Raw genomic sequence first — 21664 nt, 5'->3', positions numbered from 1 at the left:
ATTCCTTGTGCGCGCCCCCGATTTAAGCAACCGCTTGACAATCAGAGTTCGTAAAATACACTGAATGAATATACGGTTAAAAGTATCATATAATAATACAAAGAAGAGTCAACAGAGGGGCGGCGCAAGCCGTTGAAAACAGATGAAGCCATTCCTTTCCGTAAGTGCATTCACTCTGGCCGCTTTGCTTTCCTGCAGCCAGGCACACGCAAACAAGGCGGACGACACCCTGCATGTCGCCTTTACCAAGGAACTTGAGTCACTCGATTTCTACTATCAGTCGGCCCGCGAAGGCACGATCCTCAATCGTCAGATCTGGGACGGTCTGGTTTTCCGCGATCCCGCGACCGGCAAGTATGTCGGCGACCTCGCCACCTCATGGAAATGGATCGACGACACCACGCTGGAGTTCAAGCTGCGCGAAGGCGTGAAATTCCACAACGGCGAGGACTTCGACGCCGACGACGTCGTCTACACGGTGGCGACCGTCACCAATCCCGACAGCCATGTCGTCACGCCGAGCTATGTGAACTGGATGAAGAACGTTGAGAAGATCGACAAGTACACGATCCGGATCCACACCAACGGACCGTTCCCGGCTGCACTGGAATATCTCTCCGGCCTCGTGCCGATCTATCCGGACAAGTACTACGCCGAAGTCGGCGCCAAGGGTATGGGCCTGAAGCCGGTCGGCACCGGCCCCTACATGGTCGAGAGCGTCGAGCCGGGCAAGCATTACGTCCTGAAGAAATTCGACGGTTATGTCGGCGCCAAGCACAAGGCCGACATCGGCACCATCGACATCCGCACGATCCCCGACATCAACACCCAGCTCGCTGAACTGTTCTCCGGCGGCCTCGATCTCATCTGGGGCGTTCCCGCCGACCAGGCCGAGCAGATGGAAAGCATGGACCAGCTGACCGTCGCCAACGAGAGCACCATGCGCATCGGCTATATCGTGATGGATGCGGCCGCCCGCGGCGGCGACAGCCCGTTCACGAAGAAGGAAGTCCGCCAGGCCGTCGGCTACGCGATCGACCGCAAGGCGATCGTCGAAAACCTCTTGAAGGGCAGTTCGGAGGTCATCAACTCCGCCTGCTACCCGACCCAGTTCGGCTGCACGCAGGACGTTCCAAGCTACAGCTACGACCCGGCAAAGGCCAAGGAACTGCTCGCCAAGGCCGGCTATCCGGATGGCTTCACCACGAGCTTCTACGCTTACCGCGACCGTCCCTATGCCGAAGCGATGATGTCCTACCTGAATGCCGTCGGCATCAAGGCGGATCTGAAGTTCCTGCAGTATTCCGCGCTCCGCGACATGCAGAAGAAGGGCGATGCCGGATTCGGCTTCCTGACCTGGGGTTCGAACTCCATCAGCGACGTCTCCGCCATCACCAGCCTCTTCTTCGAGAAGGGGGATCAGGACTTCGCACGTGACGATCAGGTCGCCGAATGGCTGAAGGCCGGCGACACCACGGTCGACGAAGCCAAGCGCAAGGAAGACTACGCCAAGGCGCTGACGAAGATCGCCGAGGAAGCCTATTGGATCCCGCTGTTCTCGTACAACACCAACTATGTCTTCACCAAGGATATCGACTTCAAGCCGACGCCTGACGAAATCGTCCGCTTCTTCGACATGAGCTGGAAATAACAGCCTGCGGACCTGTCCGTCTCCTGGCGGGCAGGTCGTTCCTCTCTCCCGGCGCGTACCTCCCATCCTCCCCGCGCCGGGAGAGGTGACGCCGCCACGGCATGAACGCCGCGGCCGCCCCAAGGAGACGTCGTATGCTTGCATTCACATTGAAACGGCTGGCGCTTGCCATTCTGGTCACGCTCACCGTCTCGGTCATCAGCTTTTCACTTCTGCATCTTTCGGGCGATCCGGCGGCAGCGCTTGCCGGCGAGAACGCCAGCTCCACCGATCTTGAAGCCATTCGCCACCTCTACGGCTTCGATCGTCCGCTGACGACGCAATATACCGAATGGCTGTGGAACGCCCTGCACGGCGATTTCGGCCAGAGCTACTATTTCAAGCTGCCGGTCGCCGACCTGATTTCCGATCGGCTCTCCGTCACCATGCTGCTGGGCCTCTGCAGCATCACCTTCGCGCTTCTGGTCGCCGTACCGCTCGGCGTCGCCGCCGCGGTCAAGCCGAACTCGATCATCGACCGGCTCGCCCTCTTCCTGTCGGTGGCCGGCCAGGCGCTGCCGAGCTTCTGGTTCGGCCTTGTGCTCGTCGTCATCTTCTCCATCAAGCTCCGGCTCCTGCCGCCCTCCGGCTCCGAGACCTGGAAGCACTTCATCATGCCGACCATCGTGCTTGGCTATTACGCCATGCCGGCCATTATGCGACTGACGCGTGCCGGCATGCTGGAGGTGCTGAACGCCGATTACATCCGCACCGCGCGCGCCAAGGGTGCAGGCACCATGCGGGTCCTCTTCAAGCACGCACTGCGCAACGCCATCATTCCGGTCGTCTCGCTGTCTGCCGTGCAGATGGGCTTCATGCTCGGCGGTTCCGTGGTCGTGGAAGCGATCTTCGCGCTCCACGGCGCCGGCTACCTCGCATGGGAATCCATCTCCCGGCACGACCTGCCGACCGTGCAGGCGCTGATCCTGATCTTCTCCTGCTTCTACATCCTCTTCACGTTCCTCTCGGATCTGACCAATGCCTGGCTCGATCCGCGCATAAGGGTGGGCTGACATGAGCCAATCGACCGCTCCCGCTGCCGACGCCATTGTCGGCATGACACCGGCCGCCATGCTGCGGCGGCGCATCTTCGGCCATCTCGGCCTGATGATCGGCCTGACCATTCTCGCCGTCGTCGTCGCTGCTGCCATCTTCGCCCCGGTGCTGACCTCGCACGATCCCTATGCCCAGGATCTCTTTGCCCGCATGAAGCCGCCATTCTGGATGGCGGGCACCAACCCCGACCACGTCCTCGGCACCGACCAGCTCGGCCGCGACTACCTCGCCCGGCTGCTCTACGGCGCCCGGATATCGCTGCTGATCGGTCTCGTCACCGCGCTGATCTCCGGCACGATCGGCACGCTGATGGGCGTCGCTGCCGGCTATTTCGGCGGCAAGGTCGATCTGTTCGTCACCTTCCTGATCAACGTCCGCCTCGCCATGCCGGTCGTTCTCGTGGCTCTTGCCGTGGTCGCCCTGTTCGGCGGTTCGCTGGAGGTGGTCATCCTGGTGCTCGGACTGCTGCTCTGGGATCGTTTCGCGGTCGTGATGCGCTCTTCCGTCCTGCAGATCCGTGATCTCGAATACGTCAACGCGGCGCGCGCGATCGGCTGTTCCACCACCCGCATCGTTCTCTCCGAGATCATGCCGAACATCGCCAACAACCTGATCGTCGTGATGACGCTGGAAATGGCGCACGCCATCCTCCTCGAAGCCGCCCTCTCCTTCCTCGGTCTCGGCGTCCAGCCGCCGACCCCCTCCTGGGGTCTGATGATCTCGGAAGGAAAGCAGATGATGCTCTTCCAGCCCTGGCTGGTCACCATTCCCGGTATCGCGCTTTTCCTGCTGGTACTGGCGATCAACCTTCTGGGCGACGGACTGCGTGACGTCACCGCGCCGGAGTCGAAATGATGACTGAAACCAACGACACCATTCTCACGGTCGAGGGCCTGACGGTCGACATTCCGATCGGCGTTCACACGATCCATGCGGTGCGCGGCATCGACTTCGATCTGAAGCGCGGCGAGACGCTCTGTATCGTCGGCGAATCCGGCTCCGGCAAGTCGCTGACCTCGCTGGCGATCATGGGCCTGCTCGGCAAGAACATGAAGGTTGGCGCCAAGAAACTGGAGTTTGCCGGCCGCGACTTGCGGTCCGTTTCCAAGGCCGAGATGCAGACGCTGCGCGGCGACCGCATGGCGATGATCTTTCAGGAGCCGATGACCTCTCTGAACCCGGCCTACACGATCGGCGACCAGCTGAGCGAGGCGCTTCGCCTGCACCGCCCGATCTCGAAGGCTGACGCCATGAGGCGCGCCGCCGAGCTTCTCGGCAAGGTCGGCATCACCGCCGCCGAAAGCCGCCTGAAGCAGTATCCGCATCAGCTCTCCGGAGGCCTGCGCCAGCGCGTGATGATCGCCATGGCGCTGATGTGCGAGCCGGAACTGATCATCGCCGATGAGCCGACGACCGCACTCGACGTGACGATCCAGGCGCAGATCCTGCGGCTGCTGGCCGATCTGAAGCGCGAGCTGAACATGGCGCTGATCCTCGTCACCCACGATCTCGGCGTCGTCGCCCGCATCGCCGACAAGGTGGCGGTGATGTATGCCGGCGAGATCGTCGAGGCGGGAACCGCCGCGGAAATCTTCGACCGTCCGGCCCATCCCTATACCCGCGGCCTGCTGCGCTGCATTCCGGCGCCCGGCAAGACCAAGCCCGGCGAACCGCTCGGCTCCATCCCCGGCATCGTGCCCTCGCTGATCGGCGGCATCGAGGGATGCGCCTTCCGCGAGCGCTGCGAACTGGCGGAAGCTGCCTGTTCCAGGCCCGTCGCACCGCGCGAAGCGGGCGGCCAGCACTGGTACCGCTGCATTCAGGATATCGCTGCTATGGAGGTCGCCTCGTGACCGTCTCCAACACCTCGACACCCGTCCTCGAACTGACCGGCATCACCAAGACCTATCAGGTCAAGCAGGGCATGTTTTCGAAGCCCCGGCCGCTGCAGGCGCTGGGTGGCGTCTCGCTCAGGATCCGCAAGAAGGACGTCCTCGGCCTCGTTGGCGAATCCGGCTGCGGCAAGTCCACGCTTGCCAAGGTCTTGCTCGGTCTCGAACAGCCGACGACCGGCCAGGTTCTCGTCGACGGACGGGTGATCGGACCGGGCGACCGTCAGCTGCTCGCGCGCCGCATCCAGCCGATCTTCCAGGATCCCTACTCCTCCCTCAATCCGCGGAAGTCCATCGAGGACATCGTCTCCCTGCCGCTGGTCGTCCACAAGATCGGCGACAGCGCCTCGCGGCAGAAGGCGGTTGCGAAGATGCTCGACCTCGTCGGCCTTCCGCAGCGTGCCCGCAAGGGCTATCCCGGCCAGCTTTCCGGCGGCCAGCGCCAGCGCGTGGCAATCGCCCGCGCCCTGATCATCAATCCGGAAATCGTCATTTGCGACGAGCCGACCTCGGCCCTCGACGTCTCGATCCAGTCGCAGATCTTGAACCTTCTTGCAGAACTGCGCGAGGAACTGGGGCTGACCTATCTCTTCATCAGCCACAACCTCGCCGTCGTCGAGCATCTGGCGACCCGCGTCGCGGTCATGTATCTCGGCAGGATCGTCGAGGAAGCGCCCGCCGCCGAACTTTTCCAGGGACCAAAGCACCCCTATACCCGTGCGCTTCTGGACTCGGTCCTCACTCCGGACCCCTCCCTCTCCGTGCCCGATCTTCAACTCGGCGCCACCTTCCCCAATCCGATCTCCCCGCCCTCCGGCTGTCATTTCCATCCGCGTTGCGCCGTGGCAAAAGACATATGCAAGACGCAGGCACCGCCGCATGTGGTTGCCGGCGCCTCGCACGTCGACTGTCATCTCTTCCGCACAAGCGACGACCGAAAATCCATCCTTCCTGCCTGAACGGTGATCCATGAGCAATTTCTCGACGACCCAGACCGTCACCAAGCGCGTGACCCCGACCCGCGGCGGCATCGTCGCGGCCCAGCATCGCAAGGCGGCCGAAGTGGGCGCGGCAATCCTCGAAGCAGGCGGCGACGCCATCGACGCCGCGGTTGCCACCTCTTTTGCCATCGGCGTCGTCGAACCGTGGATGAGCGGACCGGCCGGCGGCGGCACGATGATGATCTGGCGTGAGGCCGAACAGAAGGCCTACACGCTGTTCTTCGGCATGCGCTCGCCGAAAGCGCTCGACCCGAAGGACTATCCGCTCGACGGCTCCGGCCGCTCCTCCGACCTTTTCCCCTGGCCGACCGTCAAGGACGACCGCAATGTCCAGGGCGCAACCGCCATCGCCGTGCCCGGTACGGTCGCCGGCATGGAACTCGCTCACCAGACCTTTGGCACGCTGTCGTGGAAGGAGCTTCTCGCCCCCGCCGTCGGCCTCGCGAAAGAGGGCATGCTGGTAGACTGGTTCGCGTCGCTGATGATCTCGTCGTCCACCCGCGACCTAGCAAAGGACGCGGATTCCGCCAGCCTGTTTCTCGAAGACGGCCAGTGGCCGAGAATTGCCGGCTGGACGGCGCTGTCCGATACGCGGCTCGACCAATCGCGGCTGGCTGCAACACTCGAAAGGCTGGCGGATGCCGGCGCGCGCGATTTCTATGAAGGCGAGATCGCCCGCGCCATGGTCGCCGACATCCAGGCAAAGGGCGGCTGCCTCGGACTGGACGACCTGAAGGCCTACAAGGCGGAACTGCGGGACACGATTGCCGTTCCCTATCGCGGCGGCACCATCCATGCATCGAAAGGACTGACGGCCGGCCCCAACCTCGCCGATTGCCTGGCCATGATGCAGGAGAGCTTCGAGCCCGGCACCGAGCCCGACGGCAAGAGCTATGCCGCCATGGCCGCAGCACTTACCGCCGCCTACGAAAAGCGCCTGAAGGGCATGGGCGATCTCGACGCACCGCATGCGCCCTCCTGCACCACGCATTTCTCGGTCGTCGACCGCCACGGCAACATGGTCGCCGTCACCCAGACGCTGCTGTCTATATTCGGATCCAAGGTGATTTCGCCTTCGACCGGCCTTCTTATGAACAACGGCATCATGTGGTTCGACCCCGAGCCCGGCAAGCCGAACTCGCTCGGCCCCGACAAGGGTTGCCTGATGAACGTCTGCCCGGCCATAGGCGAGAAGGACGGCAGGCGCTTTGCCATCGGCGCCTCCGGTGGCCGCAAGATCCTGCCGGCCGTGCTGAACCTCACCTCCTTCATGACCGATTTCGACATGGATCTCGGCGAGGCCTTTCACCAGCCCCGCATCGACAATACCGGCGGCGGCACCATCGTCGCTGACGAAGACCTGTCGCCGGGGATCATCGCGGCGCTCGACGCCGTCCTGCCGACCGCAACGGCCAAGCGGACGGTGTTCCCCTACGCCTTCGCCTGCCCCGCCGGCGTTGCCCGCGAGAACGGCCTGAACACCGGCTGCACCGAGATCATGTCGCCCTGGGGCGATGCGATCACCGAAAAGGAAAAGACGCACTGACATGACGGATCGCAATACCGCCCTCGACGCCATCGCCCGCTATGCCGATACCGGCGGCTTCACCGACGAACTCGCCGGCCTCGTCGCCATCGGTTCCGAAAGCCAGGACCCCGCCGGCCGCGCCGAGCTTGCCCGCTATCTCGACGAGGCGATGATCCCGATGCTGGAGACGATGGGCTTTGCCTGCCGCATCCTCGCAAATCCGCTGGACGCCGGCATTCCGTTTCTCTTTGCCGAACGCATCGAGAGCCCGGACCTCGAGACCATTCTCGTATATGGTCATGGCGACGTTATCCGTGCACAGACCGACCAGTGGCGCGACGGGCTGGCGCCGTTCAGCCTGGTGATCGAAGGCGACCGCGCCTATGGCCGCGGCACCGCCGACAACAAGGGTCAGCACCTGATCAATTTTGCAGCACTCCGCGAGATCATTGCCACCCGCGGCGCGCTCGGCTTCAACTGCAAGATCATTCTGGAAATGGGCGAGGAGTGCGGCTCGCCGGGCCTCAATGAACTCTTCGCCGCCAACCGCGGTCTCCTCAAGGCCGACGTCCTCATCGCCTCCGACGGTCCGCGCCTGCATCCCGAGCGTCCGACGATGTTCATGGGTTCGCGCGGTGCCGTCAACTTCGACCTGCGCGTGACACTGCGCGAAGGCGCGCATCACTCCGGCAACTGGGGCGGCCTCCTGAAGGACCCCGCCACCATCCTCGCCCACGCGATTGCCGCGATCGTCGACCGTCGCGGCCAGATCAAGGTGCCGGAATGGCGTCCCACCAGCCTGACGCCCGCGGTCCGCAAGGCGCTGGAGGATTGCCCCGTCGGCGGCTTCGACGGACCGACGATCGACACCGACTGGGGCGAGGAAAGCCTGACGCCGTCCGAACGCGTGTTCGGCTGGAATTCCTTCGCGGTGCTCGCCCAGAAGAGCGGCGTGCCGGAAGCGCCGGTCAACGCGATTTCCGGCATGGCCAACGCCCATTGCCAGCTGCGCTATGTCGTCGGCACCGACCCGGACGACATTCTGCCGGCGCTCCGCCGCCATCTCGACCGCGAAGGTTTTGACGATGTCGAGATCATCCCCGCCGAACGCGGCTTTTTCCATGCGACCCGGCTCGATCCCGACCATCCGTGGGTCAAGCGCGTCGCCGCGTCGGTCAGCGCAACGACGGGCAAGCGGCCGGCTATCCTGCCGAACCTTGCCGGCTCCATTCCGAATGAATGCTTCTCCGAAACGCTCGGCCTGCCGACCGTCTGGCTGCCGCATTCCTATCCCGGCTGCTCGCAGCATGCCCCCAACGAGCATATCCTGCTATCGTCCAGCCGCGAGGCGCTGCAGCTGATGACCGGCCTGTTCTGGGACATCGGCGCCGACGTTCAGGCACAGAAGGAAAGACAGCACGCATGACCACCGATCCGGCAGACCTTGGCGCCATCGAGGCCCGTCAACTCATCGCCCGGCGCAAGCTGTCGCCGGTCGAACTGACGGACGCCTGCATCGCCCGCACCGAAGCGATCAATCCGGCAATCAACGCCGTCGTCGCCACCGATTTCGACCGTATGCGCGCCGAAGCCCGCAAGGCCGAAGAGGCCGTCATGGCCGGAGGACCGCTCGGGCCGGTTCATGGCCTGCCCTTCGGTGTGAAGGACATGATCGACGTCACCGGCCTGCCGACGACGCTCGGCTCGGAAATCTACCGCGACAACATCGCCACGAAGGACGACGCCATCGTCGCCGCCATGCGTCAGGCGGGTGCGGTGGTGCTCGGCAAGACCAACAATCCGGAATTTTCCGCCGGCGGCAACACGGTGAACACCGTCTATGGCCCGACCGGCAATCCGCATGATCCGACGAAGAGCGCCGCCGGATCCTCCGGCGGGTCGGCGGCAGCGCTGGCGACCGGCATGGCGCCGCTCTGCACCGGTTCGGACACCGGCGGCAGCCTGCGCAATCCGGCCGCCTTCTGCGGCGTCGTCGGCTTCCGCCCGTCCCCCGGCGTCGTTCCCGGCGACACGCGCGGCATGGCGCTGATGCACCTGCCGACCTCCGGCCCGATGGCCCGCACGGTGGCCGACACGGCGCTGATGCTCTCCATCATCGCGAGACCGGATCGCCTCGACACCTTCACCGCGGTCATCGACGGGAAAACGCTTTGGAACCCGGCCGATTTCGCCCGCCTGCCGCGCCGCGATCTCTCCTCGCTGAAATTCGCTTTCACCGAGGACTACGGCTTCGCGATGACCGAAAAGGTCGTGCGCCGAGCCTTCTCGAGCCGCATGGACTGGCTCGCCCCGACTCTCGGCCGGGCGGAAGCGACCACGCCGGACTGCACAGATGCCGACCGCATCTTCGCCGTGCTGCGGGCGCTGATGTTCCTTGGCAACCATCATCCCGGGTATGCCAAGATGCCGGAGCGCTACGGTCCGAACATCATCGCCAATGTAGAGGAGGGCCTGTCCTATTCCGCCCTCGATGTCGCTGACGTGATGAACCGCCAGGGCGCCTATTACCGCAGATGGCTGAGCTTCTTCGACAGCCATGACTACCTGCTCTCGCCGGCCGTCACCATCAGCCCGCGCGACTGGCACGAGCTCTATCCGAAGGAGATCGACGGGGTCGCGACGCAGAGCTACTACCAGTGGCTGGCGATGGCCTATGCCTCGACGATTGCCGGTCACCCCTCGATCACCATTCCGGTCGGCCGCGACGAACTCGGCATGCCCTTCGGCCTGCAGATCGTCGGCCGCCGCAACGACGATCTCGGGGTGCTGGCGGTCGCCGCCGAACTGGAAGCCGTCTTCGCCGGCAGCAGTGAATTCGCACGCCCGCTGCCCGACATCGAAGCCCTGAAGAAGGCCCGGCCAATCCTCGCCGACGGGATCGCCGCGATCACATGAGCCCGGAAAGCAATATCCTTGCGACCAGACGCCGGCGCTCCTCGAACAGGGGCACCGGCGTTTCTATTTTGCCGCCATTCTGCACGGCAATCGGACGCCATTTTCATATGACGTTATCTTCCGATATTTTTCATTAATGTGGAAGCTATTTATCTGAATTTCGACATATAAGAATTATTCCGATAATTTATTGACTGAATAAGAGAGCACATTTCATCCGATTTTCTCTATGTTGGCGCCATATTCAGCCCAGTTCAGCAAGGAGCCAACTGATGTCCCTCTTGGAAAAATTCGAACGTTACCCCCTCACCTTCGGCCCCACCCCGATCGAACATCTGCCGCGCCTTTCGGAAGCACTCGGCGGCAAGGTCGAAATCTACGCCAAGCGTGACGACTGCAATTCCGGCCTCGCCATGGGCGGCAACAAGCTGCGCAAGCTCGAATACATCGTGCCGGACGCGATCGCCTCGGGCGCCGACACGCTGGTCTCGATCGGCGGCGTGCAGTCCAACCACACCCGCATGGTCGCCGCCACCGCCGCCAAGATCGGCATGAAATGCGTCGTCATCCAGGAGAAATGGGTGCCGCATTATGACGCCGTCTACGACCGCGTCGGCAACATCCTGATGACCCGCCTGATGGGCGCCGACAGCCGCCTCGTCGACGACGGCTTCGACATCGGCATCCGCAAGAGCTGGGAAGACGCGATCCAGTCGGTGAAGGACGCCGGCGGGACGCCCTACCCGATCCCGGCCGGCGCTTCGGTCCACAAGTACGGCGCGCTCGGCTATGTCGGCTTTGCCGAGGAAGTCGCAAAACAGGAAGAAGAGCTCGGCTTCAAGTTCGACTATATCGTCGTCTGCGTCGTCACCGGCTCCACCCAGGGCGGCATGATCGTCGGCTTCGCGGCTCAGGACCGCGCCGACCGCGTCATCGGCATCGACGCCTCCGGCACGGTCGAGCAGACCCGCGCCCAGGTCCGCCAGATCGTCGACAACACCGCCGAGCTCGTCGGCCTCGGCCGCGCCGTCACCGAAGACGAGATCGTCATCAACCCGGACTACGCCTACCCCGCCTACGGCGTGCCGTCGGAGGAAACCAACGAAGCGATCCGGCTTGCCGCCCGCACCGAAGCGATGATCACCGACCCGGTCTACGAAGGCAAATCCATGCAGGGCCTGATCGACCTCACGAAGAAGGGCTTCTTCCCGGAAGGCTCGAAGGTCCTCTACGCCCACCTCGGCGGCGCCCCGGCATTGAACGGCTACAGCTATTACTACAAGGAAGGCTGAGCCCTCACCCAACTTCCCGCCAAATGATAACGCATTGCGTCATATGACGTGATGCGTTATGCTTCTTCATGATCCAGAGTTTCGCCGATCCGGAAACCGAATGCATCTGGTCGGGTCGGCGAAGCCGGAAGCTTCCGCCGGACATTCAGCCGGTTGCCCTGCGCAAGCTGCGCCTTATCAACCAGGCCCGCACGCTGCAGGATCTGCGCGTCCCGCCCGGCAACAGGCTTGAAGCGCTGAAAGGCAACCGCACCGGCCAGCACAGCATCCGGATCAACAGCCAGTGGCGCATCTGCTTCATCTGGCAGGAAGGAGGACCGAGCCATGTCACAATCGCCGACTACCATGACTGATCTCTTGCCGAACCCGCATCCCGGCGAGATCCTGCTCGAAGAATTTCTCAAACCCATGGGCGTCAGCCAGAACGCGCTCGCCCGCGCCGTCCACGTCCCGCCGCGCCGCATCAACGAGATCGTGCTCGGCAAACGCGCCATGACTGCCGACACCGACCTGCGCCTCGCCCGCTATTTCGGCATGTCCGAAGGCTTCTTCCTGGGCCTGCAGACCGACTACGACCTCATGCAACGCCGTCGCCAAATCGAAGATGATCTGTCGACGATCGAGCCGAGGGCGGCATAGGCGGCTGGCGCGCCTCAAGCGTCGAGCCTGGTCTCCGGGAAAGCCCCTTCTAGTGCGCCGCCACAACTCATCCAGCATGATCCGGTCGTCGCAGTCATGATCCGCCGAACTCGTCGGCTCGTTGGACTGACATTACGTGGCGCACCGTCGGCCGATCCCGCACCGCAGCCGCGCTTCCCGAAAGGGTGACAGACCCGCCAGTGCTGCCGGTGCGATTCTCATGATGTCCCCTCTTTCTGTTCGCATCGCGGTCCGAAAGCTGAGGCCGGACTGAAGGGAGAATCGGGATTACAATTTTTCCGGAGGATTGCCGTAAGATTACGATCTCGGAAGTTGGCCGGCGCAGGCCAATTTCCACAAACGCTCAATATCTGACTTCTTACAACAACTTGCACATTTATTCATCCCTTGACCGACAGACGTCGGATCAGGTCTACTTTAACGTGCTGCCCAAAATGATGGCGACATCATAATCGAGGCGGAAATCGACTTAGCGAAACTCCCCATGCTGTTCAGACGAACCGAGCACATCAACTTCAAAATATAGACCAACTTATGCACCAAAATCGCCGCGTTAAGCCACTAGGATTAATTGAGCCAGACCGACTAAAATTGATGCCGAAGGATTGCCATGCCGCGCATGAGTTTTGCTTTCGGCTCCACGATCAAATGGTATCTTTGCTGATTGCCGGTGAAGAGAACGAAATCAATGTCATCAACATTAGATTTCAATCTCCAGAAGAGTTGAAGCGGTTTGAAAAATCTAGCGACCCATTCGATTATTTTTTTACGACCGGACAGGATCACATTCCCCGGAAGATCGTAATCAATCATCTGACGGTCGCACTATTTTCAGATTTACTTCACTTTATTCACGAAGCTCTCAAGGCACTCGAGAAACGTAAATTTACTGTTGCAATGGCACTTCTACGAAAGCCTTTGCGTGAAAACTTGATGTTCGCCACTTGGCTTAAAGCTGATCAAGACGATTTTTACACCCGTCTAAAAGAGTCCCCCGCAGACTTGATGGAAAACCGGCATCTCACACCGGCTCGTAAGATCAAACTGCTTGAGGAGGCGATTAGAACCTCAAAAGGTACAGATTTCGCGAGCGCAGAAAGGCTCTACGAAATCATCTTTGACAAAAAAAGCGCTTACGGTTTCGCCACGCTTTTTGACAAGGCCAATCATTTGGTCACCAGCCACCCGGCAATGAGAACAGAGGAGTTGAATTTAAACTTCATATTTAAAAACCCAAGCGACAACGATTTATACGAAACACTATACGTCGATTTGGCATATGTACTAATGTAAGCCAATGTATTGATGATATCTTTATATTCAGAAATGTCAGCGGTAGAAGAAAGATATCTCGATTACATTCTTCTGACGTCAATCGGCTCCTACGGCTCTTTATTTGGTGAGGGGCGGAATGAAATCGCGATAGAAATCAACAAAATGTTCAAGGAGTTTCTCAACTGCCCACATTGTGGCATGAAAGTGAGTATTCGAAAATCAAATGCGGCGCGTTTCTTTCTGATGGAAATGATGGACTGCGAACATTGCGGTGAAGACCATCATTTCCCGTTCCATTGGCTTCTTTCAAAGACAAAATTTCGGCTTAGGGAAAAGGAGAGCCACCCCCTAACAGAGACCCAGAATGACACCCCAGCCCATCCACGCACGGATTTCCCCGTGCCGACAGAAGATTGACATGTCGCGATCGGATCAGCCCCTGCGCCATGGCTTCGGGGCATTCTGCGCCTGAAATCGATCACTGGATCGATGTCTCCCGCCTTTGGCGGGACCGGCTGGAATGGTAGCGGAGGAGGGATTCGAACCCCCGACACAAGGATTATGATTTGGCCAAGGTGTCTGCGCGATTAGGCTCAGGTGTGAGCAGGTTGTTTTGGTAGATCGTTGAATTGGTTGAGCGCGGGCTTTCCGATCTGTTCGGTGTGTTTCCAAATGCGCTCATTCAAGCTCAGCGACTTTAGCTCCCCTGTGACACCCAAAAAAATACTGGATTTTCAATTCAAGTGCTTCCTAGAATTAAGGATCTTAATCAAGGAGCTTCGCATCGCATGATAGCGAGCATCATCATATTTCATGACCAGATGGTCTTGGATCTCGTGCTCTGAAAAATGTCTCCGAACCAAATCTCTAGTTACGCTGCCATCGTTAGAAAGAGCACGCCAAAACAAATCGACGCTTGCGAGAAAATAGCTTACATTGGTCTTTTTTTCCAAATAAGAGTTCAATTGTTTTCCAGCCTCAAAAAACACATTGTCAAAATTATTTGAAACGATAGATATCATACAAATATTGGCATTTACTCTCGAAAGAACCTTCTCCACACAATCATATACACGAGATAGATCATCTTTTTTACGTAATTCATAACTCGATTTACGTAACATTTCCGAAAGTTCTAAATAATCCCTACGAATACTTTCAAGCGCCACGACTTCGCTGCCATTATCACCATCATAGTGCTTCTGAAATATGTCCATGAGCTGAATTGCCAGTTCTTCAGCCTCGAAACGTTCCGGCACAGCGAGGAGGCTTGCCTCTTGAACAAGCTCCTTCTCATGTATTGCTTTTGCGCGATCGAGATAGCGATGGGCTTTCTCAATATCCCCTAAATGCCGGAAACAATAAGCTGCCAAATAACATGCTTCCCGGCCATGTCCGGTAGTGCCATGAGCCGGTTCAGGATATGTAGCTTTCTCAATAGCCCTCACTGACAAGATTGCGCCAACCCTCCAATCGCCTCGCGCAGCGAAAAGTGCGGCGTGTGCTATATAATAAGCATAAATATAATCTTCACCGGTTTCAGCACGAACAGTTTCTAATCCATTGTTATAAGTTTCAACTTCGATGTCCTCCACAGCTCTCCAGGCGCTTATAGTCTGCAGGAAGGATTCTGTTTCGGGCCAGCGGTCGAAACGCAAAGGAGGAACCAGTCTTGACGGATGATCAGAAAGCCCCCAACCGACAAATGTGCCAGTGCGAATGGCCGTCTTAAAACAAGCCTCCCAAGCTTGATGTTTCTCGTATTCTATTTGATCATCTAAGCTATCGCGAACCCGCTCCCAATCGGTCAAAGTTCGTAAAGCTTTTCCACCAATGTCTTGTTTGATACGTTCCAGAATTGAGTCTGGCGGCATGTATGACGAAGACAAACTATCAAGATAGTTCCTCCACTTATCTCGGAGGTCCAACCCTATCTTTTCATCCTTTTGGAAGGCTTGAACGGCAGCATTGAGCAAATTTTGGTTGATGTGAAAGCCTTCCGGGGCCCGCCCCAAAAAGTCTGGATCGAACTCACATTCAGAGAGAAATGTCAGGACCCAATCATAAAATTGACTCCTTCTTTCCCCGCCTGAAATCCCACTCTGAGAGCCAACTGCGACTACGTCTGGAGACGCCAAAAAATATCGGGGATGTCTGATATACTTTCGATAAAATCGAATATTTTCAATATATCTTTGATAAGCGGCACGAATTATATTAAGCGATCCGGTAATATATAATACCCTGATTTTATACGATTCTAAGTATTTATTCATCTGCTCCAGTCGAGCCAAAGCATAAGAATCAGACATTAGCTTTACACGACGAAGATTGCTAAATTTATTGCCACCATGTGCATCTTCTAAGAGATGAAGCCATTCGCTTGAAAGAACCGAATGCTCATACATTTCAGACATTCCGGATTCCTTTGAAAGGAATTCATAAATCGGTTGAGGAAAACCGTCATCCTTCCGGACAGAGTTTGCCGAAATAATTCTTCTCTGTTCCAACAAATAGGAAAGCCTGCGATACTCGGTTTGTGGGCTCTTGCCACGCAGCGAAATCAACTGAGAGAACCGTTCAAAAACTTCAAACGGCATGGTTTCACCGCTTTCCGATTGAAGTTGTTCCAATGATGCCTTTAGCCCAGCCTCATCTACGAAGGCTCTTTCAGGCTCTCTACCCAAACGGAGCGTCAGCGCCTGCAATATGGACGATATCTCTCTATCAATAGGTGGCAATACCAAAAGCGGATTATTCGCAGTCAACTTGAAGAAGATGAAATCGGCAAGTCGCTCCGCAAGCGACCTGCTGTGATGCGCGAAATCATCCGAAAATACTTGTGAATACCCAAGTCTCTGTTCTGTTCTTTGCGCCTTCGTTTCAGGCGAACCATAGAGCGTAAAAATATCAGCGTCGACAGCATAGACCGTCTGCCATTCAGAGGCATCATGATCACGATCATGTTCCCATGGATACATCAATCTTAGCTGCTCGACAGCATCCTCCACCCTCCTGACAAATGCCTTTTCGTCTTGAGAGTGATTTGTCATTTACCTACCCTTGAAACTCGAAACCAGCTCTATGAGCCAGCTCTGGGATGTAGCCTTCGTCTTCTTTTCTTTCCCTTATGTCCCTGGATTTCTCGATCGCAAACTCACTGTGAACTTGTTTAGCAACAGAAACAAAAGACTCCTCGGATGGAAGTGCGCTACCCCAGTCTCCCATATCTTGCCACCAATCAAAGCCAGATGCATCCGGTCGTCGAAACTTGGGCAAAATACCGGCTACGGCGAATACTCCGACTAGTTTGGGAGAACGAGCAAACGAAAAGACCTTCTCCCTCCATTTCCAACGCTGCGCTTCCAAGCTTTCCTCTCTACTTAGTGCCATCAAAGGATCAAAGCGCTCTCTAAACTCCGTCAGTGCTACCAGGGGATCAACACTCGAAACCACAATCGGTCGAATGAAGAGAGCGTCAATCAACTCACCAACTGATTTTGCGCCTGGCACTCTTATAGGCTCTCCATCTAGAGGCATTTTCCAACCGCGAGGTTCAATTGCCTCTGCCTTTACAATCAACTCCTCTGCCTCTGGATAACGCCTCTGTAGGTAAAGACGCCTGCAAGCAGCATGCAGAACAGCTTCGGCCGTTCCCACTCCTTGTTTGCGAATTATCAATCGCAGCCTAGGCAAGAAATCGAACGGTTGCACTTTGTTCGCATCGAGAAACTGTTGAACAAAACCAACGTAAGCGCCAGACGCTAGATTAGTAGAAGCTAAGTCCAGCCATAACAGGGGGTGAAGTGTTTGCAGGTGCTTTTCGGAGTTCAAAATATCAATATCCACCTTGGCACCGACAGATCTTGCCAGCATCAAAGCGTAAGCTCTGCAGCGTTGCGCCGCCTCGGATTGGCACGCTTGTGGCTCTGAGAACTTCCTATCATCTAAGAAGGACAAGACAGCCCTCCGAGCGCCCCTAGAAAATCTTCCAGCACCAACACCGTCCGCGAATTGTTCAGCGGAAACAAACAAACTCTGAAGATCAGACCAGTTCCACTTCCACTCATCAACAAGAGACAGAAAGGCATTACAGAAGGCGTGACCGACCTCGTCGCTAGAAAGGCCTCTTGCCTCGATTGCAAGAGGGGCAGTTTCATCACGGCTACGATCTCCATGCTTAGCCGCATCAAATAAGGCCGCCCGTAGGCGATCTTCAAAACTGACCTCTTGTATGTTTTCGACTGCCATTATGAAGATATCCAATTCCCAAGCTATAATACGTGGAACTTAGTTAAGCTCCGCTCAAGATTCATCGCAAAAAACTATATGATACTCTGAACTGACAGCGCCAACAACGGTCGGCGTGTCGACGACTTCATCCAGTCCTTCGAGGCCCGTGATCCAGGGCGACGTCTGCCCTCCAGGCCTCCAAAAGTCTAGGAACGAAAGTGCTCCACTGTCGGTAAATCGCGGCCTACGGGGATCATTGAGTTTGAGACGATCAATCTTAAACACAATATAGTCACGCCCCGATCCAACTGCTGCTGACGGTAAAGCCAATTTAAGCGCCAAATTCACGTCGACGTGCTTCATTGGGTTTGATGAGTCGTGCTGATCAAAAAAATACCAGGTCACTCTCCTTGGAAGGATAGGGAGTGGCAGACCGGGATCAAGCAGCGCTCGAAATTTCGACATGGACGCTCCATCTGCCCCCGAATTATCATAGGCATCCTTGAGTTGATCAACCACATCTCGAGCAATATCCGCATCCATGGGACTTGAGCCAAACCATCCCTCTACCAATCCACGGTGAAATGCATGAAGCGTCATCGCGCGGCCAAGTATAATTCCTCCGCTGGGAAGCGCTGGCCCTAAAAGGCTTTCCCCATCGCACATATCACCAAACAAGCGACCCAAATCTGGCGACGCCTCAAGATCGAATATCACCGCCACCCTGACTTGCCTATCAACGGTGCCGTCATCAAATATCGCCGAATGCGCCTTGTCCGAAAGTTTGTTAGAAGGCGGCGGATCGCCAGCCCTAGGTGCAGGTAGACTCAAATCCGCCCCCAATCCCCAGAAGTAATTCATTCCCCTCTCAAACCATACCCTGACAATCGGACGTTGCAATCTTATTTTGCGCGTCATGAAGAAGAAACTGACACCCAAGCTCATTGAGAATTTGCCGCCTGCTTCTGGCAAGCGCTACGAGATCCGCGATGAATTGCTGACCGGGCTGCTGCTGCGTGTGTCGGCCACTGGCGCAAAGGTCTGGTATCTGGCGACGCGCATTGACGGACGGTCCCGGCGTTTGAAGCTCGGGTCATGGCCGATCCTGTCGCTGAAGGATGCGCGCGAGAAGGCGCAAATGATCCTGCGCGATATTCAGTTGGGATTGTTTCGTGAGCGTGAGGATGAGCCAGCGCCGAGATCGTTGACGCTTGGCGATGTCATCCCTCAGTTCATCGAAAAGCACGCCAAACGGCACACCAAGGACTGGAAGGGAACCGAAAGCGTATTGCTGCGCATGAACAAGCTTCACGGGCTGAAGATCGACGCCATCAAACGCGCTGATGTCATTCGTGAGCTTGAACGCCTTATATCTGACATTGAGGATAATGGTGGAAGAGGCACACGGGCAAACCGTGGGCTGGCTGCAATCAAGAAACTGTATTCATGGTGCATTGATCAAGGCATTGTCGAAATATCGCCTGTGGCCGGTCTGAAACCGCTGATCAAGGAAGTCGCCCACGAACGGTGGCTATCCGATACCGAAATCAAATCCTTCCTGATGGGCTGCGAAGCTGAAGGCTATCCATTCGAGGAATTCGGCAAGCTTCTGCTTCTCACAGGCCAACGCCTTCGCGAAATCGCCGATATGCGCTGGTCCGAACTCGATCTCGACAAGGGGACACTAACGCTGAAAGCCGAGCGCACAAAAAACGCCACCCTGCATGTGGTCCCCTTACCCACTCAGGCTATCGAAATCCTGAAAACCATTCCACGTTTCTACGGCTCCGATTACGTGTTCACGACAACAAGCATCTCACCCATCTCAGGCTTTGGCCGTTTCAAGAAGCGCCTCGAAACCTTCGTGGGGCTTGATGCCGAGGACTGGCGCTTTCACGACCTGCGCCGCACGGCTGCAACCAACATGGCAATCCTCGGTGTTCAGCCGCACATCATCGAGGCCGTATTGAACCACAAAACGGGAGTGGTCTCTGGCGTTGCCGCCGTCTACAATCGCCACTTGTATTTCGATGAAAAGCGTGAGGCGCTGCAGATATGGGGCGATTATGTCGAAAGGCTCACCGCGCCCAAGGCTCAACCCATTCGTCAGGCATCCACAGGTGCTGATGCCGTCGCCTACCCGTGAGAGGAAAAACGTTCCATGTTTCCTTGCCATAAGGGGTAGGAAAGCTGGAAAGTCGACAAGCATTCAACAACATGCGCGTATCCGTGGGGCAAAAAAGTTTCCGACTTTCCCTATGTATATATGCAGGAAACTTGGAAACTTTTTCAATGCCCCCGAAATCCCTTCAGCCACAATTGCCGAGAGACGAACAAAAGCTGCGCTCGCGTGACCGTATGATTGATCTGCTTCTGTTGGGCATCATAGCTGCGAACCCGATAGAAAACGTGAAAACCAAAGACGTAACCCGTCTTGCCCGTGCAAGAGCAGCGCTGCTCGGCGACGAAAACAATCAGGGCCAGAAACCCACACACAATCCTGTTCTTCTCTTTCCCATTATTGCCGAGGCCCTGAAGGCCGACCGAGACCAGATGATGCGTTTGCTCAAGAGTGCGCAAAAACCAGAGATACAAGTTGAGTGGGACGCAAAGCTGGCTGAAGCCGAACCATCATTCCGTGGTCTCGCCAAGAAATACGCCCCTGACTTTGCCAAGATCATGACCGCAACGACCAGCACCGAAGACTGGATACGTAGGGCAATCGACGACATCTCAGTGACAGGGCAAGACATGGCTGATCTTGAGGGTCTGTTTCACGGCGACTCTCCGAAAGCCGAGCGCCTCCAGCGCATATTCGATGACTTGAATGGCCTTGGCATTGCCTGCAAAAATCCGATTGGGACCGAAACCACGGATATAACGCCCAAGCAGGACTGAATTTTATGGGATAAATAGATGGCCTCTGAAGAAAGGAGGTCCAAAATGAATGAACATGCTACGGCACGCAAAAGCGTGTCACATCATGCCAAGGTCTTGCTCTCACGTACCGATTTGAAAGCCCTTGGCATTACCGTCAGCAATTCCAGTCTTTTGCGCTGGGAGCTTGCTGGCCGTTTTCCCCGTCGCGTCCGTATGGCAGGCACCACGGTTGCGTGGCTGAAAGCTGAAGTCGATGACTGGCTCGAAGCGCGCGCCGATGAACGCCAGCGCCATGTATATGCCGAATTCTAATATGGGGGGCTTCGGCCCCTCAAAACTTTCCAAGTTTCCGTCATATATATGCATGGAAAGTTGGAAACTTTTTGCACCTCATGGGATCGAAAGGCTGGATATAACGCCCGATACGCCAGGGAAAATGCATAGTAGATGGGAGTCCTTTTGCGAAAGGACAGACCATGAAGAAACGCATAGCTAACCTCTCCCTTGCGTCCATAGACGACGTAGCTGAACGGCTGGAAAACGTCAGATGGAAAAGCGACGGCAGCCTGACCGCCCTTTGCCCTGCTCACGACGATCATCGCAACAGCCTGAGTGTCGGCGTTGGCGACAAGGGCCAGCCCATTTTCCATTGCCATTCTGGCTGCGAATACGAGGAAATCGTTGAGGCCCTGGGCGCAAGCAAACCGTCTACAAGCCCAAGGCGCAAGAAGCCTGACCGTGAGAAGAAAAAGGCCAGTGATGGCATGAAGCGCGTTGGCTTCGTTGGCCCGAATACGCCTGACTCCGATTTCAAGGAAATGCTGGGACGCAAACCCGACGACACCTATCGCTACGCCGATGCGCAGGATCGCACAGTGGGTTATGTCGTGCGCGTCGAAGGCAACAAGGGCAAGCGCTTTTGCCAGATCACGCCTTGGCGCGATGAGAAGGGCGCGATCCACTGGCTGATCGAGGATTTTGTCAAGCCGCGTCCCCTCTATGGCCTTGATGAACTGGCTGCTGCCGAAGCCGACGAGCCTGTGCTGATTGTCGAAGGCGAAAAGGCTGCCGATGCAGGGCAGGATATTTTTCCTTCTCACGTAGTCGTATCGTGGCACGGTGGAGCGAATGCCACGCGTCAGACCGATTGGTCGCCTTTATAGGGTTTCGATGTCACAATCTGGCCCGATGCCGACGATCCCGGTCTCGCTGCTGCTGACGATATCGCCAGAACGCTTCGT

20 protein-coding genes are annotated in these 21664 nt (G+C 57.4%); 17 read left to right on the top strand and 3 right to left on the bottom strand.

Going from position 1 to position 21664, the window contains the following annotated elements; translation table 11 throughout:
* Positions 1 to 142 precede the first annotated feature (142 nt).
* The 13 genes from NN662_RS03255 to NN662_RS03195 all read left to right on the top strand — a co-directional run bounded on the left by NN662_RS03255 (position 143) and on the right by NN662_RS03195 (position 13727).
* Positions 143 to 1651, top strand: a complete 1509-nt coding sequence (locus tag NN662_RS03255; protein WP_261928878.1) for an ABC transporter substrate-binding protein — start codon at positions 143 to 145, stop codon at positions 1649 to 1651.
* A 134-nt stretch (positions 1652 to 1785) separates the two neighbouring features.
* A complete protein-coding gene (locus tag NN662_RS03250) occupies positions 1786 to 2703 on the top strand; it encodes an ABC transporter permease (RefSeq protein WP_261928877.1) in 918 nt (305 codons plus the stop codon).
* A 1-nt stretch (position 2704) separates the two neighbouring features.
* Positions 2705 to 3601 carry an ABC transporter permease gene (locus NN662_RS03245; protein ID WP_261928876.1) on the top strand — a complete coding sequence of 299 codons (897 nt, stop codon included), beginning with the start codon at positions 2705 to 2707 and terminating at the stop codon, positions 3599 to 3601.
* On the top strand, positions 3598 to 4599 hold the full coding sequence (locus tag NN662_RS03240) for an ABC transporter ATP-binding protein (RefSeq protein WP_261928875.1): 1002 nt from the start codon (positions 3598 to 3600) through the stop codon (positions 4597 to 4599). The genes NN662_RS03245 and NN662_RS03240 overlap by 4 nt, the downstream gene beginning before the upstream one ends.
* Positions 4596 to 5597: an oligopeptide/dipeptide ABC transporter ATP-binding protein gene (locus tag NN662_RS03235; RefSeq protein WP_315972579.1), complete on the top strand. Its 1002-nt coding sequence runs from the start codon at positions 4596 to 4598 to the stop codon at positions 5595 to 5597. Before NN662_RS03240 ends, NN662_RS03235 begins: the two co-directional genes overlap by 4 nt.
* 10 nt (positions 5598 to 5607) lie before the next feature.
* Positions 5608 to 7185: a gamma-glutamyltransferase family protein gene (locus tag NN662_RS03230; protein WP_261928874.1), complete on the top strand. Its 1578-nt coding sequence runs from the start codon at positions 5608 to 5610 to the stop codon at positions 7183 to 7185.
* 1 nt (position 7186) lies between these two features.
* Positions 7187 to 8593, top strand: a complete 1407-nt coding sequence (locus tag NN662_RS03225; RefSeq protein WP_261928873.1) for a M20 family metallopeptidase — start codon at positions 7187 to 7189, stop codon at positions 8591 to 8593.
* Positions 8590 to 10083: an amidase gene (locus tag NN662_RS03220; protein WP_261928872.1), complete on the top strand. Its 1494-nt coding sequence runs from the start codon at positions 8590 to 8592 to the stop codon at positions 10081 to 10083. Before NN662_RS03225 ends, NN662_RS03220 begins: the two co-directional genes overlap by 4 nt.
* Positions 10084 to 10355: 272 nt before the next feature.
* Complete coding sequence (locus tag NN662_RS03215) at positions 10356 to 11375, top strand: 1-aminocyclopropane-1-carboxylate deaminase (RefSeq protein WP_261928871.1); 1020 nt, start codon at positions 10356 to 10358, stop codon at positions 11373 to 11375.
* A gap of 68 nt (positions 11376 to 11443) precedes the next feature.
* Complete coding sequence (locus NN662_RS03210) at positions 11444 to 11728, top strand: type II toxin-antitoxin system RelE/ParE family toxin (RefSeq protein ID WP_261928870.1); 285 nt, start codon at positions 11444 to 11446, stop codon at positions 11726 to 11728.
* Entirely contained in the window at positions 11700 to 12014 is a 315-nt protein-coding gene (locus NN662_RS03205) for a HigA family addiction module antitoxin (RefSeq protein WP_261928869.1), read from the top strand. The genes NN662_RS03210 and NN662_RS03205 overlap by 29 nt, the downstream gene beginning before the upstream one ends.
* A 555-nt stretch (positions 12015 to 12569) precedes the next feature.
* Entirely contained in the window at positions 12570 to 13328 is a 759-nt protein-coding gene (locus tag NN662_RS03200) for a hypothetical protein (protein ID WP_261928868.1), read from the top strand.
* A 12-nt stretch (positions 13329 to 13340) separates the two neighbouring features.
* Entirely contained in the window at positions 13341 to 13727 is a 387-nt protein-coding gene (locus tag NN662_RS03195) for a hypothetical protein (protein ID WP_261928867.1), read from the top strand.
* Positions 13728 to 14044: 317 nt separating this feature from the next.
* On the opposite strand, the gene NN662_RS03190 is transcribed toward NN662_RS03195, so the two are convergent.
* The 3 genes from NN662_RS03190 to NN662_RS03180 are packed head-to-tail and all read right to left on the bottom strand — an operon-like array spanning position 14045 to position 18488.
* Complete coding sequence (locus NN662_RS03190; RefSeq protein ID WP_261928866.1) at positions 14045 to 16363, bottom strand: hypothetical protein; 2319 nt, start codon at positions 16361 to 16363, stop codon at positions 14045 to 14047.
* Between the two features lie 4 nt (positions 16364 to 16367).
* A complete protein-coding gene (locus NN662_RS03185) occupies positions 16368 to 17561 on the bottom strand; it encodes a hypothetical protein (RefSeq protein WP_261928865.1) in 1194 nt (397 codons plus the stop codon).
* Positions 17562 to 17615: 54 nt separating this feature from the next.
* Entirely contained in the window at positions 17616 to 18488 is an 873-nt protein-coding gene (locus NN662_RS03180) for a hypothetical protein (RefSeq protein ID WP_261928864.1), read from the bottom strand.
* On the opposite strand from NN662_RS03180, the gene NN662_RS03175 reads away from it, so the two are divergent.
* The 4 genes from NN662_RS03175 to NN662_RS03160 all read left to right on the top strand — a co-directional run bounded on the left by NN662_RS03175 (position 18460) and on the right by NN662_RS03160 (position 21586).
* Positions 18460 to 19689 (top strand): tyrosine-type recombinase/integrase, encoded by a 1230-nt coding sequence (locus NN662_RS03175; protein ID WP_261928863.1) that lies wholly within the window; start codon positions 18460 to 18462, stop codon positions 19687 to 19689. The genes NN662_RS03180 and NN662_RS03175 overlap by 29 nt on opposite strands.
* Positions 19690 to 19835: 146 nt before the next feature.
* A complete protein-coding gene (locus NN662_RS03170; protein ID WP_261928862.1) occupies positions 19836 to 20441 on the top strand; it encodes a hypothetical protein in 606 nt (201 codons plus the stop codon).
* Between the two features lie 45 nt (positions 20442 to 20486).
* Positions 20487 to 20735: a helix-turn-helix transcriptional regulator gene (locus NN662_RS03165; RefSeq protein ID WP_261928861.1), complete on the top strand. Its 249-nt coding sequence runs from the start codon at positions 20487 to 20489 to the stop codon at positions 20733 to 20735.
* 164 nt (positions 20736 to 20899) lie between these two features.
* Complete coding sequence (locus tag NN662_RS03160) at positions 20900 to 21586, top strand: hypothetical protein (RefSeq protein ID WP_261928860.1); 687 nt, start codon at positions 20900 to 20902, stop codon at positions 21584 to 21586.
* Positions 21587 to 21664: the final 78 nt, after the last annotated feature.

This window comes from Rhizobium sp. NRK18, assembly GCF_024385575.1.
Lineage (GTDB): Bacteria > Pseudomonadota > Alphaproteobacteria > Rhizobiales > Rhizobiaceae > JANFMV01.
Note: the sequence above shows the minus strand (reverse complement) of the source record. Positions and strands in the feature narration are given on the sequence as shown.